General features: G+C 37.9%; 18 protein-coding genes. All 18 read right to left on the reverse strand.

Annotated elements, in window-relative coordinates; all coding sequences use genetic code 11:
• Nucleotides 1–79: 79 nt before the first annotated feature.
• On the reverse strand, nt 80–3,787 hold the full coding sequence (locus IGL49_RS09200; protein WP_141409948.1) for a SpaA isopeptide-forming pilin-related protein: 3,708 nt from the start codon (nt 3,785–3,787) through the stop codon (nt 80–82).
• Between the two features lie 348 nt (nt 3,788–4,135).
• Nucleotides 4,136–4,312, reverse strand: a complete 177-nt coding sequence (locus tag IGL49_RS09205) for a DNA-directed RNA polymerase subunit beta (protein WP_104854927.1) — start codon at nt 4,310–4,312, stop codon at nt 4,136–4,138.
• Nucleotides 4,313–4,325: 13 nt separating this feature from the next.
• A complete protein-coding gene (gene murA, locus IGL49_RS09210; protein ID WP_104854926.1) occupies nt 4,326–5,627 on the reverse strand; it encodes a UDP-N-acetylglucosamine 1-carboxyvinyltransferase in 1,302 nt (433 codons plus the stop codon).
• 102 nt (nt 5,628–5,729) lie between these two features.
• Nucleotides 5,730–5,966: a DUF1146 family protein gene (locus IGL49_RS09215; protein ID WP_104854925.1), complete on the reverse strand. Its 237-nt coding sequence runs from the start codon at nt 5,964–5,966 to the stop codon at nt 5,730–5,732.
• 187 nt (nt 5,967–6,153) lie between these two features.
• Nucleotides 6,154–6,573 carry a F0F1 ATP synthase subunit epsilon gene (locus tag IGL49_RS09220; RefSeq protein WP_002356559.1) on the reverse strand — a complete coding sequence of 140 codons (420 nt, stop codon included), beginning with the start codon at nt 6,571–6,573 and terminating at the stop codon, nt 6,154–6,156.
• Between the two features lie 16 nt (nt 6,574–6,589).
• Nucleotides 6,590–7,996, reverse strand: coding sequence for a F0F1 ATP synthase subunit beta (gene atpD / locus IGL49_RS09225; RefSeq protein ID WP_002356558.1), 1,407 nt, complete (start codon nt 7,994–7,996; stop codon nt 6,590–6,592).
• A gap of 76 nt (nt 7,997–8,072) precedes the next feature.
• Nucleotides 8,073–8,981 (reverse strand): F0F1 ATP synthase subunit gamma, encoded by a 909-nt coding sequence (locus tag IGL49_RS09230; RefSeq protein WP_002359606.1) that lies wholly within the window; start codon nt 8,979–8,981, stop codon nt 8,073–8,075.
• A 15-nt stretch (nt 8,982–8,996) separates the two neighbouring features.
• Nucleotides 8,997–10,553 carry a F0F1 ATP synthase subunit alpha gene (atpA, locus tag IGL49_RS09235; RefSeq protein WP_002356555.1) on the reverse strand — a complete coding sequence of 519 codons (1,557 nt, stop codon included), beginning with the start codon at nt 10,551–10,553 and terminating at the stop codon, nt 8,997–8,999.
• Nucleotides 10,554–10,581: 28 nt separating this feature from the next.
• The gene (gene atpH / locus IGL49_RS09240; RefSeq protein ID WP_002356554.1) at nt 10,582–11,124 is read right to left on the reverse strand and encodes an ATP synthase F1 subunit delta; all 543 of its coding nucleotides are present in this window, start codon (nt 11,122–11,124) and stop codon (nt 10,582–10,584) included.
• Complete coding sequence (atpF, locus tag IGL49_RS09245) at nt 11,111–11,641, reverse strand: F0F1 ATP synthase subunit B (RefSeq protein ID WP_002365031.1); 531 nt, start codon at nt 11,639–11,641, stop codon at nt 11,111–11,113. Before atpF ends, atpH begins: the two co-directional genes overlap by 14 nt.
• Nucleotides 11,642–11,778: 137 nt before the next feature.
• A complete protein-coding gene (atpE, locus tag IGL49_RS09250) occupies nt 11,779–12,000 on the reverse strand; it encodes an ATP synthase F0 subunit C (RefSeq protein ID WP_002356552.1) in 222 nt (73 codons plus the stop codon).
• A 48-nt stretch (nt 12,001–12,048) separates the two neighbouring features.
• Entirely contained in the window at nt 12,049–12,768 is a 720-nt protein-coding gene (gene atpB, locus IGL49_RS09255) for a F0F1 ATP synthase subunit A (RefSeq protein ID WP_002356551.1), read from the reverse strand.
• A 302-nt stretch (nt 12,769–13,070) separates the two neighbouring features.
• Nucleotides 13,071–13,535: an SsrA-binding protein SmpB gene (smpB, locus tag IGL49_RS09260; protein WP_002356550.1), complete on the reverse strand. Its 465-nt coding sequence runs from the start codon at nt 13,533–13,535 to the stop codon at nt 13,071–13,073.
• A 12-nt stretch (nt 13,536–13,547) separates the two neighbouring features.
• Nucleotides 13,548–15,917, reverse strand: a complete 2,370-nt coding sequence (gene rnr, locus IGL49_RS09265; RefSeq protein WP_104854923.1) for a ribonuclease R — start codon at nt 15,915–15,917, stop codon at nt 13,548–13,550.
• Nucleotides 15,917–16,690 (reverse strand): alpha/beta hydrolase, encoded by a 774-nt coding sequence (locus IGL49_RS09270; RefSeq protein WP_164982973.1) that lies wholly within the window; start codon nt 16,688–16,690, stop codon nt 15,917–15,919. The genes rnr and IGL49_RS09270 overlap by 1 nt, the downstream gene beginning before the upstream one ends.
• Nucleotides 16,691–16,835: 145 nt before the next feature.
• Nucleotides 16,836–17,072, reverse strand: a complete 237-nt coding sequence (secG, locus tag IGL49_RS09275; RefSeq protein ID WP_002356546.1) for a preprotein translocase subunit SecG — start codon at nt 17,070–17,072, stop codon at nt 16,836–16,838.
• 167 nt (nt 17,073–17,239) lie between these two features.
• The gene (locus tag IGL49_RS09280) at nt 17,240–17,515 is read right to left on the reverse strand and encodes a GNAT family N-acetyltransferase (protein WP_104854921.1); all 276 of its coding nucleotides are present in this window, start codon (nt 17,513–17,515) and stop codon (nt 17,240–17,242) included.
• Nucleotides 17,505–17,789 carry a (4Fe-4S)-binding protein gene (locus IGL49_RS09285; RefSeq protein WP_104854920.1) on the reverse strand — a complete coding sequence of 95 codons (285 nt, stop codon included), beginning with the start codon at nt 17,787–17,789 and terminating at the stop codon, nt 17,505–17,507. The genes IGL49_RS09280 and IGL49_RS09285 overlap by 11 nt, the downstream gene beginning before the upstream one ends.
• Between the last annotated feature and the right edge of the window lie 64 nt (nt 17,790–17,853).

The following is a 17,853-nucleotide window of genomic DNA, read 5'->3' on the forward strand; positions in this document are numbered from 1 at the left end:
AAAAGATACAACCAACTCCTCCCGTGTAGAAAAATAAAAAACAAGATGTCTTTAGGATGACATCTTGTTTTTTGACTACTTACACTCTATATTTCCGATTCTTTTTCAGAGTCACAAGAGCTATGATGATGAAAAGAATGCCTGTCCATACTACTAGCGTGGATTTTTTAGTTCCCGTTTTGGGTAATTTCTTAGAAGCCAAACTTTGAGAGTTCTCTGAATTTTCTTTTGCATGCTGAGTATTTTCACGTTGACTTGGCTCTCTTTTTGTTAATGGCGTAATAATTTCACTTGCGTTACTAGTATCGCTCGTTGCACTCGGTGACTTATTTTCACTTGTGCTACTTGTGTCGCGCGTTGTGCTTGGTGTTGTACTTTCACTTGTGCTACTTGGATCACTCGTTGTGCTTGGTGTTGTACTTTCACTTGTGCTACTTGAATCACTCGTTGTGCTTGGTGTTGTACTTTCACTTGTGCTACTTGGATCACTCGTTGTGCTTGGTGTCGTACTTTCATTTGTGCTACTTGGATCACTCGTTGTGCTTGGTGTCGTACTTTCACTTGTGCTACTTGGATCACTCGTTGTGCTTGGTGTCGTACTTTCACTTGTGTTAGTTGGATCACTTGACTCATTGGCGGAATCATCAGTTAATTCACTAGCAGCGTCTTTTAATTTAATAACCGTTGGCTCTGCTTTAAGTAATTGGTCCAGCCCATAATGCATCTCGGCTTGGAAAATAGCCCCTTCTGTTATCAGGCTGGTCTCTTCCGTCTCGTTTAAAGGCGTCTTCGGTGTCACTGAGAACGTCATTGTATACGTTTGACCAACTAAATAGGCAAAATTTTCTACTGTTTTACTTTGTATCTTTAAAGATGCTTCTTCTGCTTGTTTATTAAATGTCATACTTACTTGATTCCCTACATGTGCTAGCACACCGTTTTTACTAACATCCTCCCCTTTTTCGTTAGTAATAGTGATTGGCGACAGTGTAAACAACGGATTCACATTATAGACAATTTTCGCTTGTTCCCACGTGACAGCATCTGAGCCAAATGTCACTTGTGCTTGGACTTTTACTGTTTCTGTTAAGCTTTCTAATTCCACTGAGGGTAATTGATTAAGCGTGCCAACAATCGTTGTTTCTTCTTTTTTAATTGCTTGATTTTCATGTTTGACTAAAACTTTTTCTGAAGTATTCGGTAAAATTTCAAACAGTAAAAATGTGGCTTCTAAATGATAACCAGACGCTGCCTGTGTTTCCACAAGCTGATAATTTCCCGCAATTAATTGATTAACTGTTAATTGACCTTGCTCATTCGTTTTTAAGTTTTCTTGAAGTACTGTTCCCGCATCATCTTGCAACGTATAAACGGCTCCTTCAATCGGTGCTTTTGTCATTTTATCTGTTAATGTCAAAATAACTGTACCCGTTCCAATGATACTTTTTTTCTCATTCGTAATTGCTATTGAAAGTTTTTCTGCATTTACGTCAAAAATAGTATCTTCACTCATTTCATAGCCCACGGGCGCTTCTAATTGAACCAGTCTGTATTGACCAAAGGGAATCTCTTCTAAAACAATTGCTCCGTGCTCATTAGTTGTGATTTTCTCTTTTACAGTGTTGTTCAATGCATCTTCTACTTTAAACACTGCATTGACCACTGCTTGGTTTTGTGCGTCTTTTACTTGAATTGTAACTTGGCCTGTTTTCGGTCGTTCTTTTGTATTGACGACTTCGATCACTGTTTCTTTTTTATCAATTACTACTTCGATTGGTTTTGCTGTGACTATGTACCCTGCTGCTGTTTGGGTTTGAAATAATTGATACTCGCCGTATGCTAACTCTGAAAGCTCAACTTGGCCTTCAGCGTTTGTCGTTAACTCTTTTTTAATTTCTTTCCCGGCTGTATCCTTCAAAGTAAATACTGCCCCCGCTAACGGTTGTCTTTCTTCATCTTTCACAGACAAGGTCATTTTTCCTGTTGTTGGAGTGACTTCAATTGGCACAGCGACTACCATATCGTCAATAAAATCTTGTTGAAATTCAGCTGAACCTTTATTGATACGATACGTTAACTTGACACCTACTTTCAACGTTTGTTTGCCTGTGTTATTCAATATCTCTGGATTTAAAACTTGTAGCTCTGCATTTTCAACATTAATACTTGTGTATTCTGTAAACAAATCAGCCAGTGTCACTTGTGAAGCAGCTGTGTATTGTGGAAGGATAATGGTTGACTTTTTCTTTAGTAAAACATCTTTAAAGGGAATACGAATTTTTCTAAGTTTTTCATAGTTTGCAGGTGTATAGACTTGTTGCCAATTCTCGCCAAGTTTTGTGGCTATCGCTAAGTCTTCTGCGGTCCATCTACGAACACCCAAAATAAAGTCATCTCGATCATCTCGCGTGTTTTTATAATATGCTGTGGTTTGAGGACTAAAACCAGATTGATGTTGGGTATTCCATAAATCCATTGGATTCCCATCCCCCAAACCCCAAGTTCGATAACCTATATATTTATTCTCTACAAAAACATTGTCTCTTATTTCTCTTTCTGTTTGGCCCCCTGCAATAGCATTGTCAAAAACTATCCCAATGGCACCAATCCTTGTCTTCATATTAAAGATATTATTTATCACAGCAGTGTTAGTAATTTCTCCTTTGGCACCATAAGAATCATAGTACCCTTGCTCCTGTGTAGCATTTAAAATAAGCCCTGTATCATTAAAATAATTATTCATAATATCGACACGACGACTCGAACGAAGTTTAAAACCGCCAGCGGCACCTACATGGTAACCACGAGTATAGTTCCCCGCAATTTCCATATCCACAACGCCCTTTGTGTAGATCATATGATCACTACTTACGCCATGACGGTCTTCATTTTCGTAAGGGCCATAAAAAATATTATTCATTAATTCTGTACGCCAAAGTGCAGCTAATGTATTCATTCCCACCGAAAAATAATTCTGTTCTGTTCCCCCATCAAAATTTACATAAGAATATTTTTGGGCCTCTTCTAATCTATGTAACATCTTATTTACTTCTGGAGAGCCGATACTCATAAACTGGTCCAGTTCATCTAGCTTCATTCCAAAAATATTATCATTTATTTGCGTGTCTTCCATTGGGACATAGGATTTTGTTCCATTCGCAATTCCCGTTACAAATATTCCTCCATATTGATCGCCTCGTCCGCTAGTATTATAATATTTGCCACTATCTTTTCCACGTAAAAAAACATTTCCGTTAATTTCAGTATTATGCCCAGCTCTGGCACGAAGAAACATCTGAACTCTTGTATTGTAAAAAACATTATTTCTAATAAAAATATCTGTTGTGAAATCAAAATTGATACTTACACCATCAAAAAAGAAATCTGTAATGGCAATATTGCGATTCCAGCCAGACGTTGTTTCCCACCACTGAACTCGCTTATCAGTAGTATTTTTAATAACTGTTGGTGCTTCCGAACTACCTTTTAAAGAAATATTATTTCTCATAGTAATATCTTTATCGAGAATAAAAACACCTGGTGGAAAAGTTAATATTTCTGGGTCATTATAACGATATTTCGCAATAATTGCTGTTAACTTTGCAGATTGATCTTCTTCACTGTTTGGTACTAGCGCTATCTCACCTAATAGCTCTTTGTCTGTCACATCCACAATCGTTGTTTCAGCAAAGCTTTCGTTTGTTAGGCTAAATAAAAAAGTAAAAACAATAGCTATAAAACCGAGTAGCCGCGCTAATTGTATTTTAGATAATTGATTATATACCATTTTTATGCTCCTTTTATGTTAGTATGAATAGTATATATTAAAAACAAATGAAAGAATACTACGTTTTTTTTGCTCTATCTATAAAAAATAAAAACCTTTAATTAGCAAGGTTTCTAGCATAAAATCACCTCAAAAACAGCTTATTTCTTACCAAACATACTCTTTTCAGGATGATTTTTTCTTAAGAAATACCCGTAAACGCTCAGGATATTTAATCTAATCACCTATTTTTTGATTTTTTCTCTACATTTCTTAATCTAAACTTTCTAAAAAAATGACAAAAAAAGACCCAGAGGTTTTTCTCTCTGGGTTTTTCATCTTTAACTATATTTTTGATAAAGGCAACTTTTATTTAAAAAAGTTCATAATATGAGTCCAAATTTTTTCATTAAAGACATCCATTGGATTCCCATTTCCAATCAAACCATAACCAATCATTGTTCCCACAACAAATAAGATAATGACTAACGAAATGACCACTAGAATTTTCAATAATGTTACTAAAATATAACGATATGAACTCATGCGTTTGACTCCTTTAGATTACTGTCGTTGCTTGTTTTTCTTCAATTTTTTCATCATTGACACGTTCAACATTCGCGCCTAATTTTTGAAGTTTTTTATGGAACTCATAATAGCCACGATCTAAATATTTCAAATTAGAGACACGTGTAATGCCATTTGCACGTAACCCCACTAAAATCAATGCGGCAGCTGCTCGTAAATCAGTGGCTTCCACTGCTGCTCCTTGTAACTCGTTACCACCATTAATAACCGCAATGTTGCCGTCAATTTTTAAGTCAGCGTTCATTCGACGCATTTCTTCTAAGTGTTGGTAACGATTTTCAAAGACTGTTTCTGTCACGATACTTGTTCCTTCAGCAAACATTTGGATTGCTGTCATTTGCGCTTGCATGTCTGTTGGGAAACCAGGATGTGGCATTGTCTTAACATCTGTTGGTTTTAGATGTTTTGGTCCAATTACACGGATGCCATTTTCTTCTTCTTCAATGATTGCACCCATTTCAGTTAATTTAGAAATTAGCGGACGATTATGTTCAGAAATTGCTTCTTCAATTAAAACATTTCCCTCAGTCATTGCTGCAGCTACCATGAACGTACCTGCTTCAATTCGATCTTGAACGATTGAATGCTCTACGGCATGTAATTTATCGACGCCTTCGATACGCATCGTTTCTGTTCCAGCACCGATAACATTGGCCCCCATTTTGTTTAAAATGTTTGCTAAGTCAACGATTTCAGGTTCACGAGCGACGTTTTCAATGATGGTTGTTCCTTTTGCACGAACAGCAGCCATCATAATATTTTGCGTAGCGCCGACACTTGGGAAGTCTAAGTAAATAGTATTACCGATTAGTTCATCCGCAATTGCTTCAATATAACCATTTTTTTGGATGATTTTTGCACCTAATGCTTGGAAACCTTTTAAGTGTAAATCAATCGGGCGTTTACCAATGGCACAGCCACCTGGCATTGCCACTTTGGCATGACCATTACGAGCCAATAAAGGTCCCATTACAACGATAGAAGCACGCATTTTACTGACGTACTCATAGTTTGCTTCGATCCCTAAAGGTTGTGTTGCGTCTATTGTTACTTCATTCGCGTCTTCATCAAAATCAATGGCTACATTCAAATGCTTAATTACTTGATTCATTGTAAATACATCAGATAAAATTGGTACATTTTTTAAAGTAGTAATGCCTTCTTCAGCTAAAAGAGTAGCTGCTAAAATTGGTAAAACAGCGTTTTTGGCGCCTTCAATTTTTACAGTTCCTTCTAATTTTGTATTACCACCATGAACAATAATTTGTTCCATTTTGTTCCCCCCAAAAAAATGAGAATAGGTATTCCTATTCAAAATCTTTACTATTATACCATTATTCAACTAAAAATTGTACCTTTTTTTATTTTTCAATTTTTAAGGAAAATACACAATGAAAAGATTTCGACAAAGCGCAACCACTTCTAAAGCAAACGAGCTAACTGTGTATCCGATAGCGATGGCGAAAAACACCATCAACATTCTAATTTGCGGTGTGAATTGGGTTTTGAAAAATTGCTCAATACGCAATGATTGCAGCGCCCAAAAACTTATGTAAATGAACATAAGATGACTAACGATTCGAACAATAGCATCTACTCCATAGTATTGCATAAGGAGCCTCCTTTTTTCTAACGTAGGAACATTTTATCACAAAATAATAAAAACCGATAATTAATCCACTTGAAATACCAAAAATTGACACTATTTATTAAAAAATACGAAGAAATAGAGTTTAAGGCACTGGCTCAATAGCGAGTGCCTTAAACTCTACAAAAGTGACTGAAACCTTCAGCCTTTTTTACCCATGTTTCGATACGTTGATCCGGTTGATTGCACGATGCAAAGCAACAGTCGCACGACGTAGTTGATCGCGGTCGTCTTTTGCTTTGGCTTCTTCAATTAAACGTTCTGCTCGTTGTTTTGCTCGTTCAGCACGAGGTACATCGATATCTCGTTCACGTTCGGCACTATCGGCAATAATAGAAACGACATTATCACGGACTTCCATGATACCACCATTTACAGCTACCCAGTCAACATGTGTATCTGAATCGGTCCGTTTGATGCGGACTTCATCAATCGCTAGCGGAACGATGATTGGCGCATGTTTTGGTAAAATACCAATTTCACCATCTGTTGTTTTCGCCACAACGATTTTTGCATGGTGGTCATAAACTAGACCATTAGGCGTTACTACATTCACAGTAAGACTATCCATTGTGTTTGCCGCCTTTCTAGTAGTTTAATTGTTTCGCTTTTTCGATGGCATCTTCAATTTTACCGACACTACGGAAGGCTTCTTCTGGCAGATTGTCATGTTTACCTTCAAGAATTTCTTTAAAGCCCCGAACTGTTTCCGCAACTGGTACATAAGAACCAGGTTGACCAGTAAATTGTTCAGCAACGTTAAAGTTTTGAGATAAGAAGAATTGAACACGGCGTGCCCGACCAACAAGTACTTTTTCGTCATCTGATAATTCATCCATCCCTAAAATAGCGATGATATCTTGTAATTCACGGTAACGTTGTAAAATATGTTGTACTTCGGTAGCCACTTCGTAGTGTTCTTCTCCAACAATTTCAGGAGCCAAGGCACTAGAAGATGAAGCTAACGGATCTACCGCTGGATAAATCCCTTGTTCGGTTAATTTACGTTCCAAGTTAGTTGTTGCATCCAAATGGGCAAACGCTGTTGCTGGCGCCGGATCGGTATAGTCATCGGCTGGCACATAGATTGCTTGAATAGAGGTAATTGATCCTTTTTTCGTTGAAGTAATCCGTTCTTGTAATTGACCCATTTCAGTCGCTAAGGTTGGTTGGTAACCAACGGCTGACGGCATCCGACCTAAAAGGGCAGAAACCTCTGAACCGGCTTGCGTGAAACGGAAAATGTTATCAATAAATAATAGCACATCTTGTCCTTCCACATCACGGAAGTATTCAGCAATCGTTAACCCAGTTAAAGCCACACGCATCCGTGCACCGGGTGGTTCGTTCATTTGACCGAAAACCATGGCTGTTTTTTCAATAACGCCTGAATCTTTCATTTCATAGTACAGGTCGTTCCCTTCACGTGTCCGTTCACCAACACCAGTAAAGACGGAAATCCCTCCATGTTCTTGGGCAATATTATGAATTAATTCTTGGATTAAGACGGTTTTACCAACACCGGCACCACCGAAAAGTCCGACTTTACCACCTTTTAGATAAGGTGCTAATAAGTCAATAACTTTAATCCCTGTTTCTAAAATTTCATTACTGGTACTTAATTCATCAAATGCTGGCGCTTTTTTATGAATCCCACTACGTTCAGCATCTGCAGGGAATGGCGCTTCTAAGTCAATTGTGTCTCCTAAAACGTTAAACACACGACCCAATGTATCTTTACCAACAGGAACTGAAATTGATTTTCCTGTATCGATAACTTCCATTCCACGTTGTAAACCATCTGTCGATTCCATGGCGATAGAACGAATCACTCCATCACCTAGTTCTAAAGCGACTTCAAGTACTACTTTTTGTTTTGCTTCGCCATTTTTATAAACGACTAAAGCGTTATTAATATCGGGTAAGGATTGATCTAATGAAAATTCCACGTCAACAACGGGACCGATTACTTGAACAATCTTTCCTGAACTCATAATTTCTTTCCTCCAGTCTTCATAAAGTCACACGCTTTGAACGTTTTTTTAACAAACGTTCAAACGTAAGACTAGATTATTCTAGTGCAGCTGCACCAGCAACAATTTCTGTAATTTCTTGGGTAATCGCCCCTTGACGAGCACGGTTATAAGAAATTGTTAAATCGCTAATAATATTTTGCGCATTGTCAGTGGCTGTTTTCATGGCGGTCATCCCAGCAGCGTGTTCTGCTGTTTTTGCATCAATGATCGCCCCATAAATTAAGCTTTCTGCATATTGTGGTAATAATTGATCCAAGATTGCTTCAGGTGAAGGCTCTAAAAGATATTCTTGTTCGTAAGAGGTCGCCTCTGATGGATCTAAATCAGTAATTGGCAACATTTTTTCCACACGAAACTGACTCGTTAGTGAGTTAACGTGGTGATTATAACAAACATACAATTCATCAAACACTTCGTTTTGGTACATAGTCGTTGCAGTTGTCACAATCTTACGGACTTCTTCAAACGTTGGTTGATCCGTTAAGCCTCTTAGCTCATAGGAAACATCGATTCCGCGTGCTTTAAAGAAATCCGCCCCTGTACCACCAATGGCGATTAAGGCATATTCTTTATTAGAATCGTGGTCTTCTTGAATCATACTCATGGTTTGTTTTAAGATTGAGCTATTGTAGCCACCAACTAATCCTTTGTCAGAAGTGATAACGATATAGCCTGTTTTTTTGACAGGTCGTTGTGCTAACATCACATGATAGTTCCCTTCACTAAGAGAAGATTGTTCTGTTTCACGTAATTCACTTAACTGAGCAGCTACTAAATGCGTAACGACACTACGAATTTTTGAAGAATATTCTTGAAAGCTTTTAGAGGCGCCTTCTGACTTGGTCAATTTGGCTGCAGAAACCATTTGCATCGCTTTGGTAATTTGGCTTGTCTTTTTTGTTGATGCAATGCGTTGTTTGATTTCATTTAATGAAGCACCCAATGTTGCTCACCTCTCTTATGCGTTATCGATTTTTTCTAAAGCTTCTTTGGCTGAATCTCCGCTGTTGTTTGCCGCTGCAAACATTTCAGAAAACTCTGTAATTGCTGCATCTAATGCATCAGTATCTGGTAAGTCTTTCGTTGTGCGAATGGTTTCCAGTAAGTCTGCATGTTTGCCATCAAAATAATCGAATAAATCTTGTTCAAAGTGTAAAATTTTATCTACGCTCACGCTATCTAAAAACCCGTGTGTTAACGCATATAAAATTAAGACTTGTTTTTCTACAGGCAGTGGCGCATGTAGTTTTTGTTTTAAAATTTCTACCGTACGACGACCACGGTTTAATTTAGCTTGTGTTGCCGCATCTAAATCAGAGCCAAATTGTGTAAAGGCTTCTAACTCACGGTAACTAGCTAAGTCTAAACGAAGCGTTCCGGCAACTTTTTTCATTGCTTTGATTTGCGCTGATCCTCCGACACGAGAAACAGATAACCCAGCATCAACGGCTGGACGAGTCCCTGCATAGAACAAGTCGCTTTCTAAGAAAATTTGTCCATCAGTGATTGAAATAACGTTTGTTGGAATATAAGCAGAAATATCGCCTGCTTGTGTTTCAACGAATGGTAAAGCTGTCATTGAGCCGCCACCTAATTCATCACTTAATTTAGCTGCACGTTCTAATAAACGTGAGTGTAAATAGAAGACATCCCCTGGATAAGCTTCACGACCTGGTGGACGGCGTAATAGTAGAGAAAGTTCACGATAAGCCACGGCTTGTTTTGATAAGTCATCAAAAATAATTAAGACATGTTTGCCGTTATACATGAATTCTTCACCCATTGCAGTTCCTGCATATGGTGCAATGTAAAGTAATGGTGCTGGTTGTGAAGCCCCTGCAGTCACAACGATTGTATAATCTAAAGCACCAAATTTCCGAAGTGTTTCTACTTGGTTACGAACAGTAGATTCTTTTTGACCAATCGCTACATAAATACAAATTACATCTTGTCCTTTTTGGTTAATAATTGTATCAATTGCAATCGATGTTTTCCCTGTTTTACGGTCTCCAATAACCAATTCCCGTTGTCCACGCCCAATTGGGACGAGGGCATCAATGGCTTTTAAGCCGGTTTGCATTGGTTCAGCAACAGATTGACGTTGCATAACACCGGGAGCTGTTGCTTCCACAGGACGTGTTTTGTCTGTTTTAATTTCGCCTAAACCATCTAATGGTTGACCTAATGGATTAACAACACGGCCAATCAAAGCTTCCCCAACGGGTACTTCCATGATTTTACCTGTGCGTTGTACTTTATCTCCTTCACGAATGGTTTCAAAATCGCCAAGGATAATAATCCCTACATCATTTGTTTCTAAGTTTTGTGCCATTCCGTATGAACCGTTTGAAAACTCAACAAGTTCTCCACTCATGGCATTTTCTAAACCGTGGGCGCGGGCAATCCCGTCGCCGACGTAAGTGACTGTTCCAACTTCTTCAACAGCAAGCTGTTGTTGATAGTTTTCGATTTGTTCTTTAATCAAGGCACTGATTTCTTCTGCTTTGATAGCCATTCAATTCACCTCTTTGTAGTCCTAAAGATTATTTTAATAACTTCTGCTGCATATGTTCTAATTGTTTGCGGATGCTACCATCGATTACTTGATGGTTTGCTTCAATAACCACTCCGCCGACAATTGACGGGTCAATTAAATTGACTAAATGCGCTTGTTCATACCCTAATAATTGGGCAGCTTTTTCTTCCATTGCTTGATGTTGTTCTTTTGATAAAGGAATGGCTGTTGTCACTGAACCCAAAATTAGTCCTTGGTGCTCATCATAACGTCGTTCATATTCATCAATCATCAAGAGCAGATCGTACATGCGACGATATTCGTAAACCACGCGCAAAAAGTTTTGCATCATTTCACTAAAACCTGTTACTAGTTTTTCCATGATGCTGTCTTTTTCATAAGGTTCTAAGCGATCATCACTTAAAATATCGCCAATACCAGGTACTTGGTGATAGACTTCGCGAAGCGTCAATAATTCTTGATAAATTGCTTCAGCTTGGTTCTTTTCAACTGCCAACTCAAACAAAGCCTTGCCGTAGCGTTTACCAACTGTATATTTATCTAGTTTCATTTGCTTTACCTAAACTTTCAATATAAGAATCAATCAATGCTTCATGTGCATCTGGTGTTAATTCTTTATTTAAAATTTTGGCTGCAATTTGAAGAGAAAGATCTGCCACTTCATTTTTTACTGAAGACAATGCTTCTTCACGTTCTTGAGAAATATCTGTCCGAGCTTTTTCGCGTAAGCGAGTAACTTCCGCAGTTGTTTCTTTTAATGTTTTTTGGCGAGTCTGTTCTCCACTTTCTTTCGCGTTTTTAATAATTTCAGCTGCTTCTGATCTGGAAGAAAGTAATTGTTGTTGACGTTCTTTTTCCATTTTCGCTGCTGCTACGCGAGATTGTTCTGCAGAGTCTAAATCGTTGGCAATTTTTTCTTCACGTTGTGTCAAAATATCTACGATTGCTCCCCATGCATATTTCTTTAATAAGAGCATCAAGATTAAAAATGCACCACTGACAACAATCATCGTGCCTAGTGTGGTACTAGGAGCCGTTTCACCGACTACCAATGTAGTAAGTAGCATGAAGTCTCAACTTCCTTTCCTGCAAAAATCGATTTAGCTTCTTCAACTGCTTTATCACTAGCTATTGAAAAGGCTAAAGATAGAAGAAAGCAGTGACGGTCCCGATAATAATCAGCGTCCTGCCTCCATTTTATTGCTTATCTGAATAAAAGTAATAAAGAAACAACGACACCTAAAATTGGCACAGCTTCGATTAAAGCGACCCCGATAAACATTGTTGTTCTTAATTGACCAGACATTTCTGGTTGACGAGTCATTGACTCGATTGTTTTTGAAATAACTTGTCCGTTACCGATAGCGGCTCCGATAGCTGAACCGAAAATTGCAATTGCTGCTGCGATAAAATTTAATCCTTCCATTGTGTAAAATCCTCCTAAAAGATAATTTTTGTCTTTCGTATTTCTTGATTATTCTTCTGTTTCAATTTTGTGTGACATATAAACCATTGAAAGTGTCACAAAGATAAACGCTTGGATACATCCAATAAAGATTGAGAATGCTACCCAAATCATTTCTAGCGGAATTGCTAGTGGGATAACCCATAATCCGACGCTTGCTACAGTTCCAGCAATTAAGCCCAATAGAACTTCGCCGGCAAAAATGTTTCCGTACAAACGCAAGCCTAATGTTAATAGATTCGTGAATTCTTCCATTAATTTTACCGGTAGTAAGAAACCAACGGGTCTTAAATAACTATTAACTAGATAGCCTTTAAAACCAAAGCGTTTCATACCAAAGAAGTGTGTTAAGACAATCATCATCATCGCTAACGTTAAGGTTACGATTGGATCGGCGGTTGGACTTTTCCAAACGCTAAGATCGTCGCCCACAACGATTTTTGTAACGAGACCCAAGATGTTTGAAACAAGCACAAACATGAACAGGGTAAACGCCATTAAATGAAAATTGCTCACTTCTTTACGAGGTAAATTGTCTGTAATGATTCCACGAATAAAATCCACTAACCATTCGATGACCGTTTGTTTGCCCTTAGGTCGTAGCTTCATATTTCTCGTACAAGCATAGACAAAGGCGAAAACAATGATACACGTCAACAGCACCATCAAAACAATGGTTCCATCAAACCAAATTGGTCCGATATTGAAGAGTAATTTCTTCTCTTCCAAATCAATTCACCTCTTTTCCAACAATCTTTCAGAAGTTTCATCCTACTCCTGAGTGATAATCCCTGGCAAAGCTATCGTACCACCACTTGTTGATAATTTACAAATAGTTTACTTTTAAAATTTCATGTGTTGAAAATTGGTTGGAAAACCTTTTCCATAAACCAATCTAATCCAGGGTGGTACTGCTTTCCGAAGCGATTAAAAAATGAATCATTTACATTCATTTACTCAACACTTACCAGATTTTACACCTAATCCGAAGAAAGGCAAGCAAATATGCGAAAAAGAATAAATTTACATTTTTAACGTCGGTTATTTTTTAATGTTCGGCTGATTTGTCGGTCAACTTCTTTACGTTTCAAGTCTTCACGCTTGTCGTACTGCTTTTTCCCTTTCGCTAAACCAATCAAAACTTTGGCATAGCCGTCTTTAATATAGACCTTCAAAGGCACTAATGTGATACCTGTATTTTTGGTTTCGCCGATTAACTTATTAATTTGTTTTTTGTGTAATAATAATTTTCTGGTACGTAATGGGTCATGATTAAAAATATTGCCCTGTTCATATGGACTAATATGAACATTATATAAAAAAGCTTCCCCGTTTCGAATTCGTGCAAAACCATCTTTTAAATTGATACGACCATTACGAATAGATTTGATTTCTGTTCCTTGTAAAACAAGCCCAGCTTCAACCGTATCGATAATTGAATAATCATGTCTAGCTTTGCGGTTTTGTGCAATTAATTTTCCTTCCCCTTTTGGCATAAGCGACCTCCTCTACTTCTTCTTTTTCCCTTTTTTATTTTTTTGTTTCATTGCTTCTTTATAAAAAGGTTGTTTTTTGCCTTTGCCTTTTTTCTTATTTTTCTTTTTCTGACCATCAAATGATTCATCTTTTTTATTTCTTCGTTCATTATTTGAACGATTTGAAGAATTGACTTTCCCTTTTTTACGTCCTTTTGGTCCTTCTACTGGCGCGACTTCTTCAGCTGAAATCAATTCAAAATCAACTTCTCTTGTTTCTGGATCAGCTTTTTCAACACGGATTTGAACTTTCTGACCAATTTTCAAAGTCATTCCCGTCCGTTCACCGACTAACGCCATATGATTTTCAATAAAGTGGAAATAATCTTGTTTTAAGTTGTTCACGTGAATTAAGCCTTCTATTGTATTAGGCAGTTCCACAAAGATACCAAATTTTGTGACTGAGCTGATGATTCCGTCATACGTTTCTCCCACTTTGTCTACCATAAATTCGGCTTTCTTCATGGCGTCCACTTCACGCTCTGCATCAACTGCGCGACGTTCCATACTTGAACTATGATTGGCAATTTCTGGTAATGCTTCATTCCATTTTTCTTGATTTTTTTCAGATTGATCTTGGCTATAGCTACGAATCAAACGATGGACAATTAAGTCTGGATAACGACGTATCGGTGAAGTAAAATGCGTATAATATTCAGCGGCCAACCCATAGTGTCCGTAGTTGTCTTCTGAGTATTTCGCTTGTTGCATACTTCTTAGCAACATCGTATTGATCACCACTTCTTCAGGTTTATTTTCAACTTGCTCTAAAACTTTTTGTAAATCTTTCGGTGAAATGTTTTCTTTTGTTCCTTTAACAAGAATGCCCAGTACTGCGGCAAAGTCAAAGAAACGTTGCATTTTTTCTTCTTTTGGTTGTTCATGAATCCGATAAATAAACGGCAGTTTTAAGTCATGATAATGACGCGCCACAGTTTCATTGGCTGCCAACATAAAGGATTCAATTAATCGCTCACCCACGCCACGCGTGCGTAAAAGAATATCTTGGGGATGACCATTTTCATCAACTAGGACTTTGGCTTCACGATCTTCAAAGGAAATCGCACCACGGCGCATACGCATCTCTTCTAATATATGGTGCAGCTCGCCCATCTCTTTAAACATGGGAACTAGCTCTTTGTAGCGTTCTAACGTTTCAGGTTTTTGCTCTTCTAAAATTTCATTGACTGCAGTATAAGTCATTCGTTCTGTTGTTTGGATTACACTTTGGAAAATATCATGCGAAATAACTTCTCCTTCTGGTGTAATTTCCATCTCACAACTCATGGTTAAACGTGGAACATGTGGGTTTAGCGAACAAATCCCATTTGATAATCGTTGCGGAATCATTGGTACAACACGGTCTGTCAAATAGACACTTGTGCCACGTTCATACGCTTCCATATCCAATTGGCTTCCTTCAGTTACATAATAAGAAACATCTGCAATATGCACCCCTAAAAAGAAATTGCCATTCGCCAACTTTTGTACCGTTACCGCATCATCTAAATCTTTCGCATCTTCTCCATCAATTGTCACAATCAACTGATCACGTAAATCACGACGACCGACTAAATCACTTTCTGCAATAGTTTCTGGTACTTGATCCGCTTCAGCCAAAACTTCATCGGGAAATGCTGTGGGAATTCCATGAGCCACCACGATTGATAAAATATCCATTCCTGGATCATTTTTATGACCGATCACTTGTTTGACTAGTCCTTCCATACTCGTTGGATATTCTTGATCTGGATAATAGGTAATTTCAGCAATGACAATACTGCCATCTACTGGTTTAATCCCTTCAGGTGCAATTGATACAGTATACTGATTCAATTTCTTATCTTTGGGAATTAGGTAGCCATACAGCCCCATTTCCGCCATTTCTTCTTCACTATATGCCACAAATTCTCCGACAACTTGGCTCACTACTCGCTCTTTAATTTCTTTGACTTTACCTTCTGCTCCGCGATCTGAAAAAGGATCCGCATGTTGGATCACGTCGATTAAAACCGTATCCCCATCCATCGCAAAGTTTGTTGCCTCTTTCGGAATATAAACATCTGGTTCTTCCGGATCGATGGTCACGAAACCAAAGCCTCGTTCATTTGCACGAAACGTTCCTTCTATTAATAAGTCTTTCATTGGTAATAGGACTTTGCCTTTTTTGTTGAAACTAACTGACTTTTCTCGTTCCATTTGTGCAATGGTTTGCACTAAAATTTTAAAATCTGAACTTTTTTCTAAATTCAAGCCTTGGGCAATTTCTTCCATTGAAAAGCTTTTCTTTTTTTGGCTTTCCATGAAATGTAAAATTTGCTCTTTAATTGTTTGTTTTGTCATTATTTCTCCTCATTCCAAGGTAGTGTTGCTAAAAATTGCACCACATCTTGCTCTAATTGTTTATGTTCTCCACTCACCGTAATGACATGTCCGCTGTTTGGGTACCATTGTAAGGTCACACGCGCTTGCGTTAGCGCTTGGGCCGTTTGGTAGACGCCCATCGGCTCAATCATTTCATCTTTGCCAGCTTGCGCTAAGAATAGGGGGGCGTGGATTTTGTTTAGTTTGTCAGCCGTCTGACTAGCAATCGTTTCAATCGTTCCTAATTGTTGTTTGACTCGTTGCTCAATCGATTGCAGCCGGCTTTGTTGTTCCTCTGCAGGAACTTCTGCGATTTTCATCACGTTTTCTGCGTATAATACAAAATTTTCTGGGACTTTATTTTCGACAGGATAAATAGGTGAACAGAAAAATCCACCACCAATTAATCCTGTTAATTGTTCCGTTAATGCATGCATACTGAAAATCCCGCCCATTGATAAACCAAAAATGGCAATTTCTTGGTAGCCTCTTTCTCTCAAAAAAGCGACTGCTTCTTGTGTATCTTGCCACCATTGTTCCGTTGTTTGATCTAAAATATCTTCAGGAACTAGCGTGCCATGTCCTGAAAAATTAGGCGAATAGACAGTATAGTTTTCTTTTTCTAAACGTCTGCTTAACATCCGTACATCATTACTGCTGCCAGAATAAGCGTGTAATAAAAGGACCGCCCGTTTTCCTTTTTCTGAAAATAACGGCTTCGGTAAATTGATTTTTTTTGCCACTTCGCTCACCTCAGCTTCATTCTATCATATTCTCAAAAGAAAACCTTCCGAAATGATAAGTTTCAAAGACTTTTTCAGAAAGAAAAAGAACAGAAAAATAAGTGTCCGCACTCATCTCTCTGTTCTAAACTTGTCATTTTAAAAGATTACGTACTTATTTTGAAGATAAGAACGCCAAAACAAATAATAAAATCATCCAAATTGCGCCAAGAACTGCTGTTGAGCGTTGCATAACAGCTTCAAAACCGCGCGCTTTTTGCTTCCCAAATAATTTATCTGCACCGCCAGTGAAGGCACTTGCTGCACTGTTTTGTTTGCTTGGTTGCATCATAACAGTAATGACGATTAAAACAGATAAAATGATGACCAACGTTAAGATTAGATTATACATGCGTTAATTCTCCTTTTTATACAAATATGCGAAATTCATCTACTTTAATGTAGCATATTTTATCTGTAAACACCAGCGAAATTTAATGTCTTTCCCTATTTGTCTCTAATAGCAACAACCGCAAGTAGGAATCAGATTTCTACTTGCGGCTGTTGCTAGCTTCTTTTTTATTTTCTCAATACGTCTCCATATTCAGGTTTAGTATCAAATTCTTTTTTGGCAAATGGGCATAGCGGAATAATTTTTTTATGTTCTTTTCTCGCTTTTTCAACACCGGCAAAAACAAGTTTTTCAGCTAATTTTTGTCCACGATAAGTTGGATCAACAAACGTATGATCAATAATCATCATGCTTTCGCCAGCATCCGACCAGGTCATTTCACCAATTTCTTGATTTTCATCGTTATATAGAGCAAAACGATTGTTTTCTTCTTTAATTTGCATATTCGTTCCCTGCTTTCCGAATATATTTTAGAGCGCCACTTGGACATGAATCAACCACAATCATGTCATTTTCAACACTTCCATTATCTGGAATAATCCATGGTTTCCGGCCAACTTCAAAGACTTCTGGATTGCCGCGAACACAATTACCAATATGTTCACAAATATCTTTATTATAAAAGATATCAATTCCTTCTCCAGTATATTTACGGTAGCCTTCTTCTAATAGTTGTTCTTCCGTGACCGGTTGCCCATCTATTTGGTTTCCTTTCATTGTACAATCTCTCCCCTGTAACTTACTAATATTAAAAACGTACCTTTATTTTATCACTAAGTTA

The organism is Enterococcus sp. DIV1337a, from assembly GCF_051712285.1.
Classification (GTDB): Bacteria; Bacillota; Bacilli; order Lactobacillales; family Enterococcaceae; genus Enterococcus; species Enterococcus faecalis.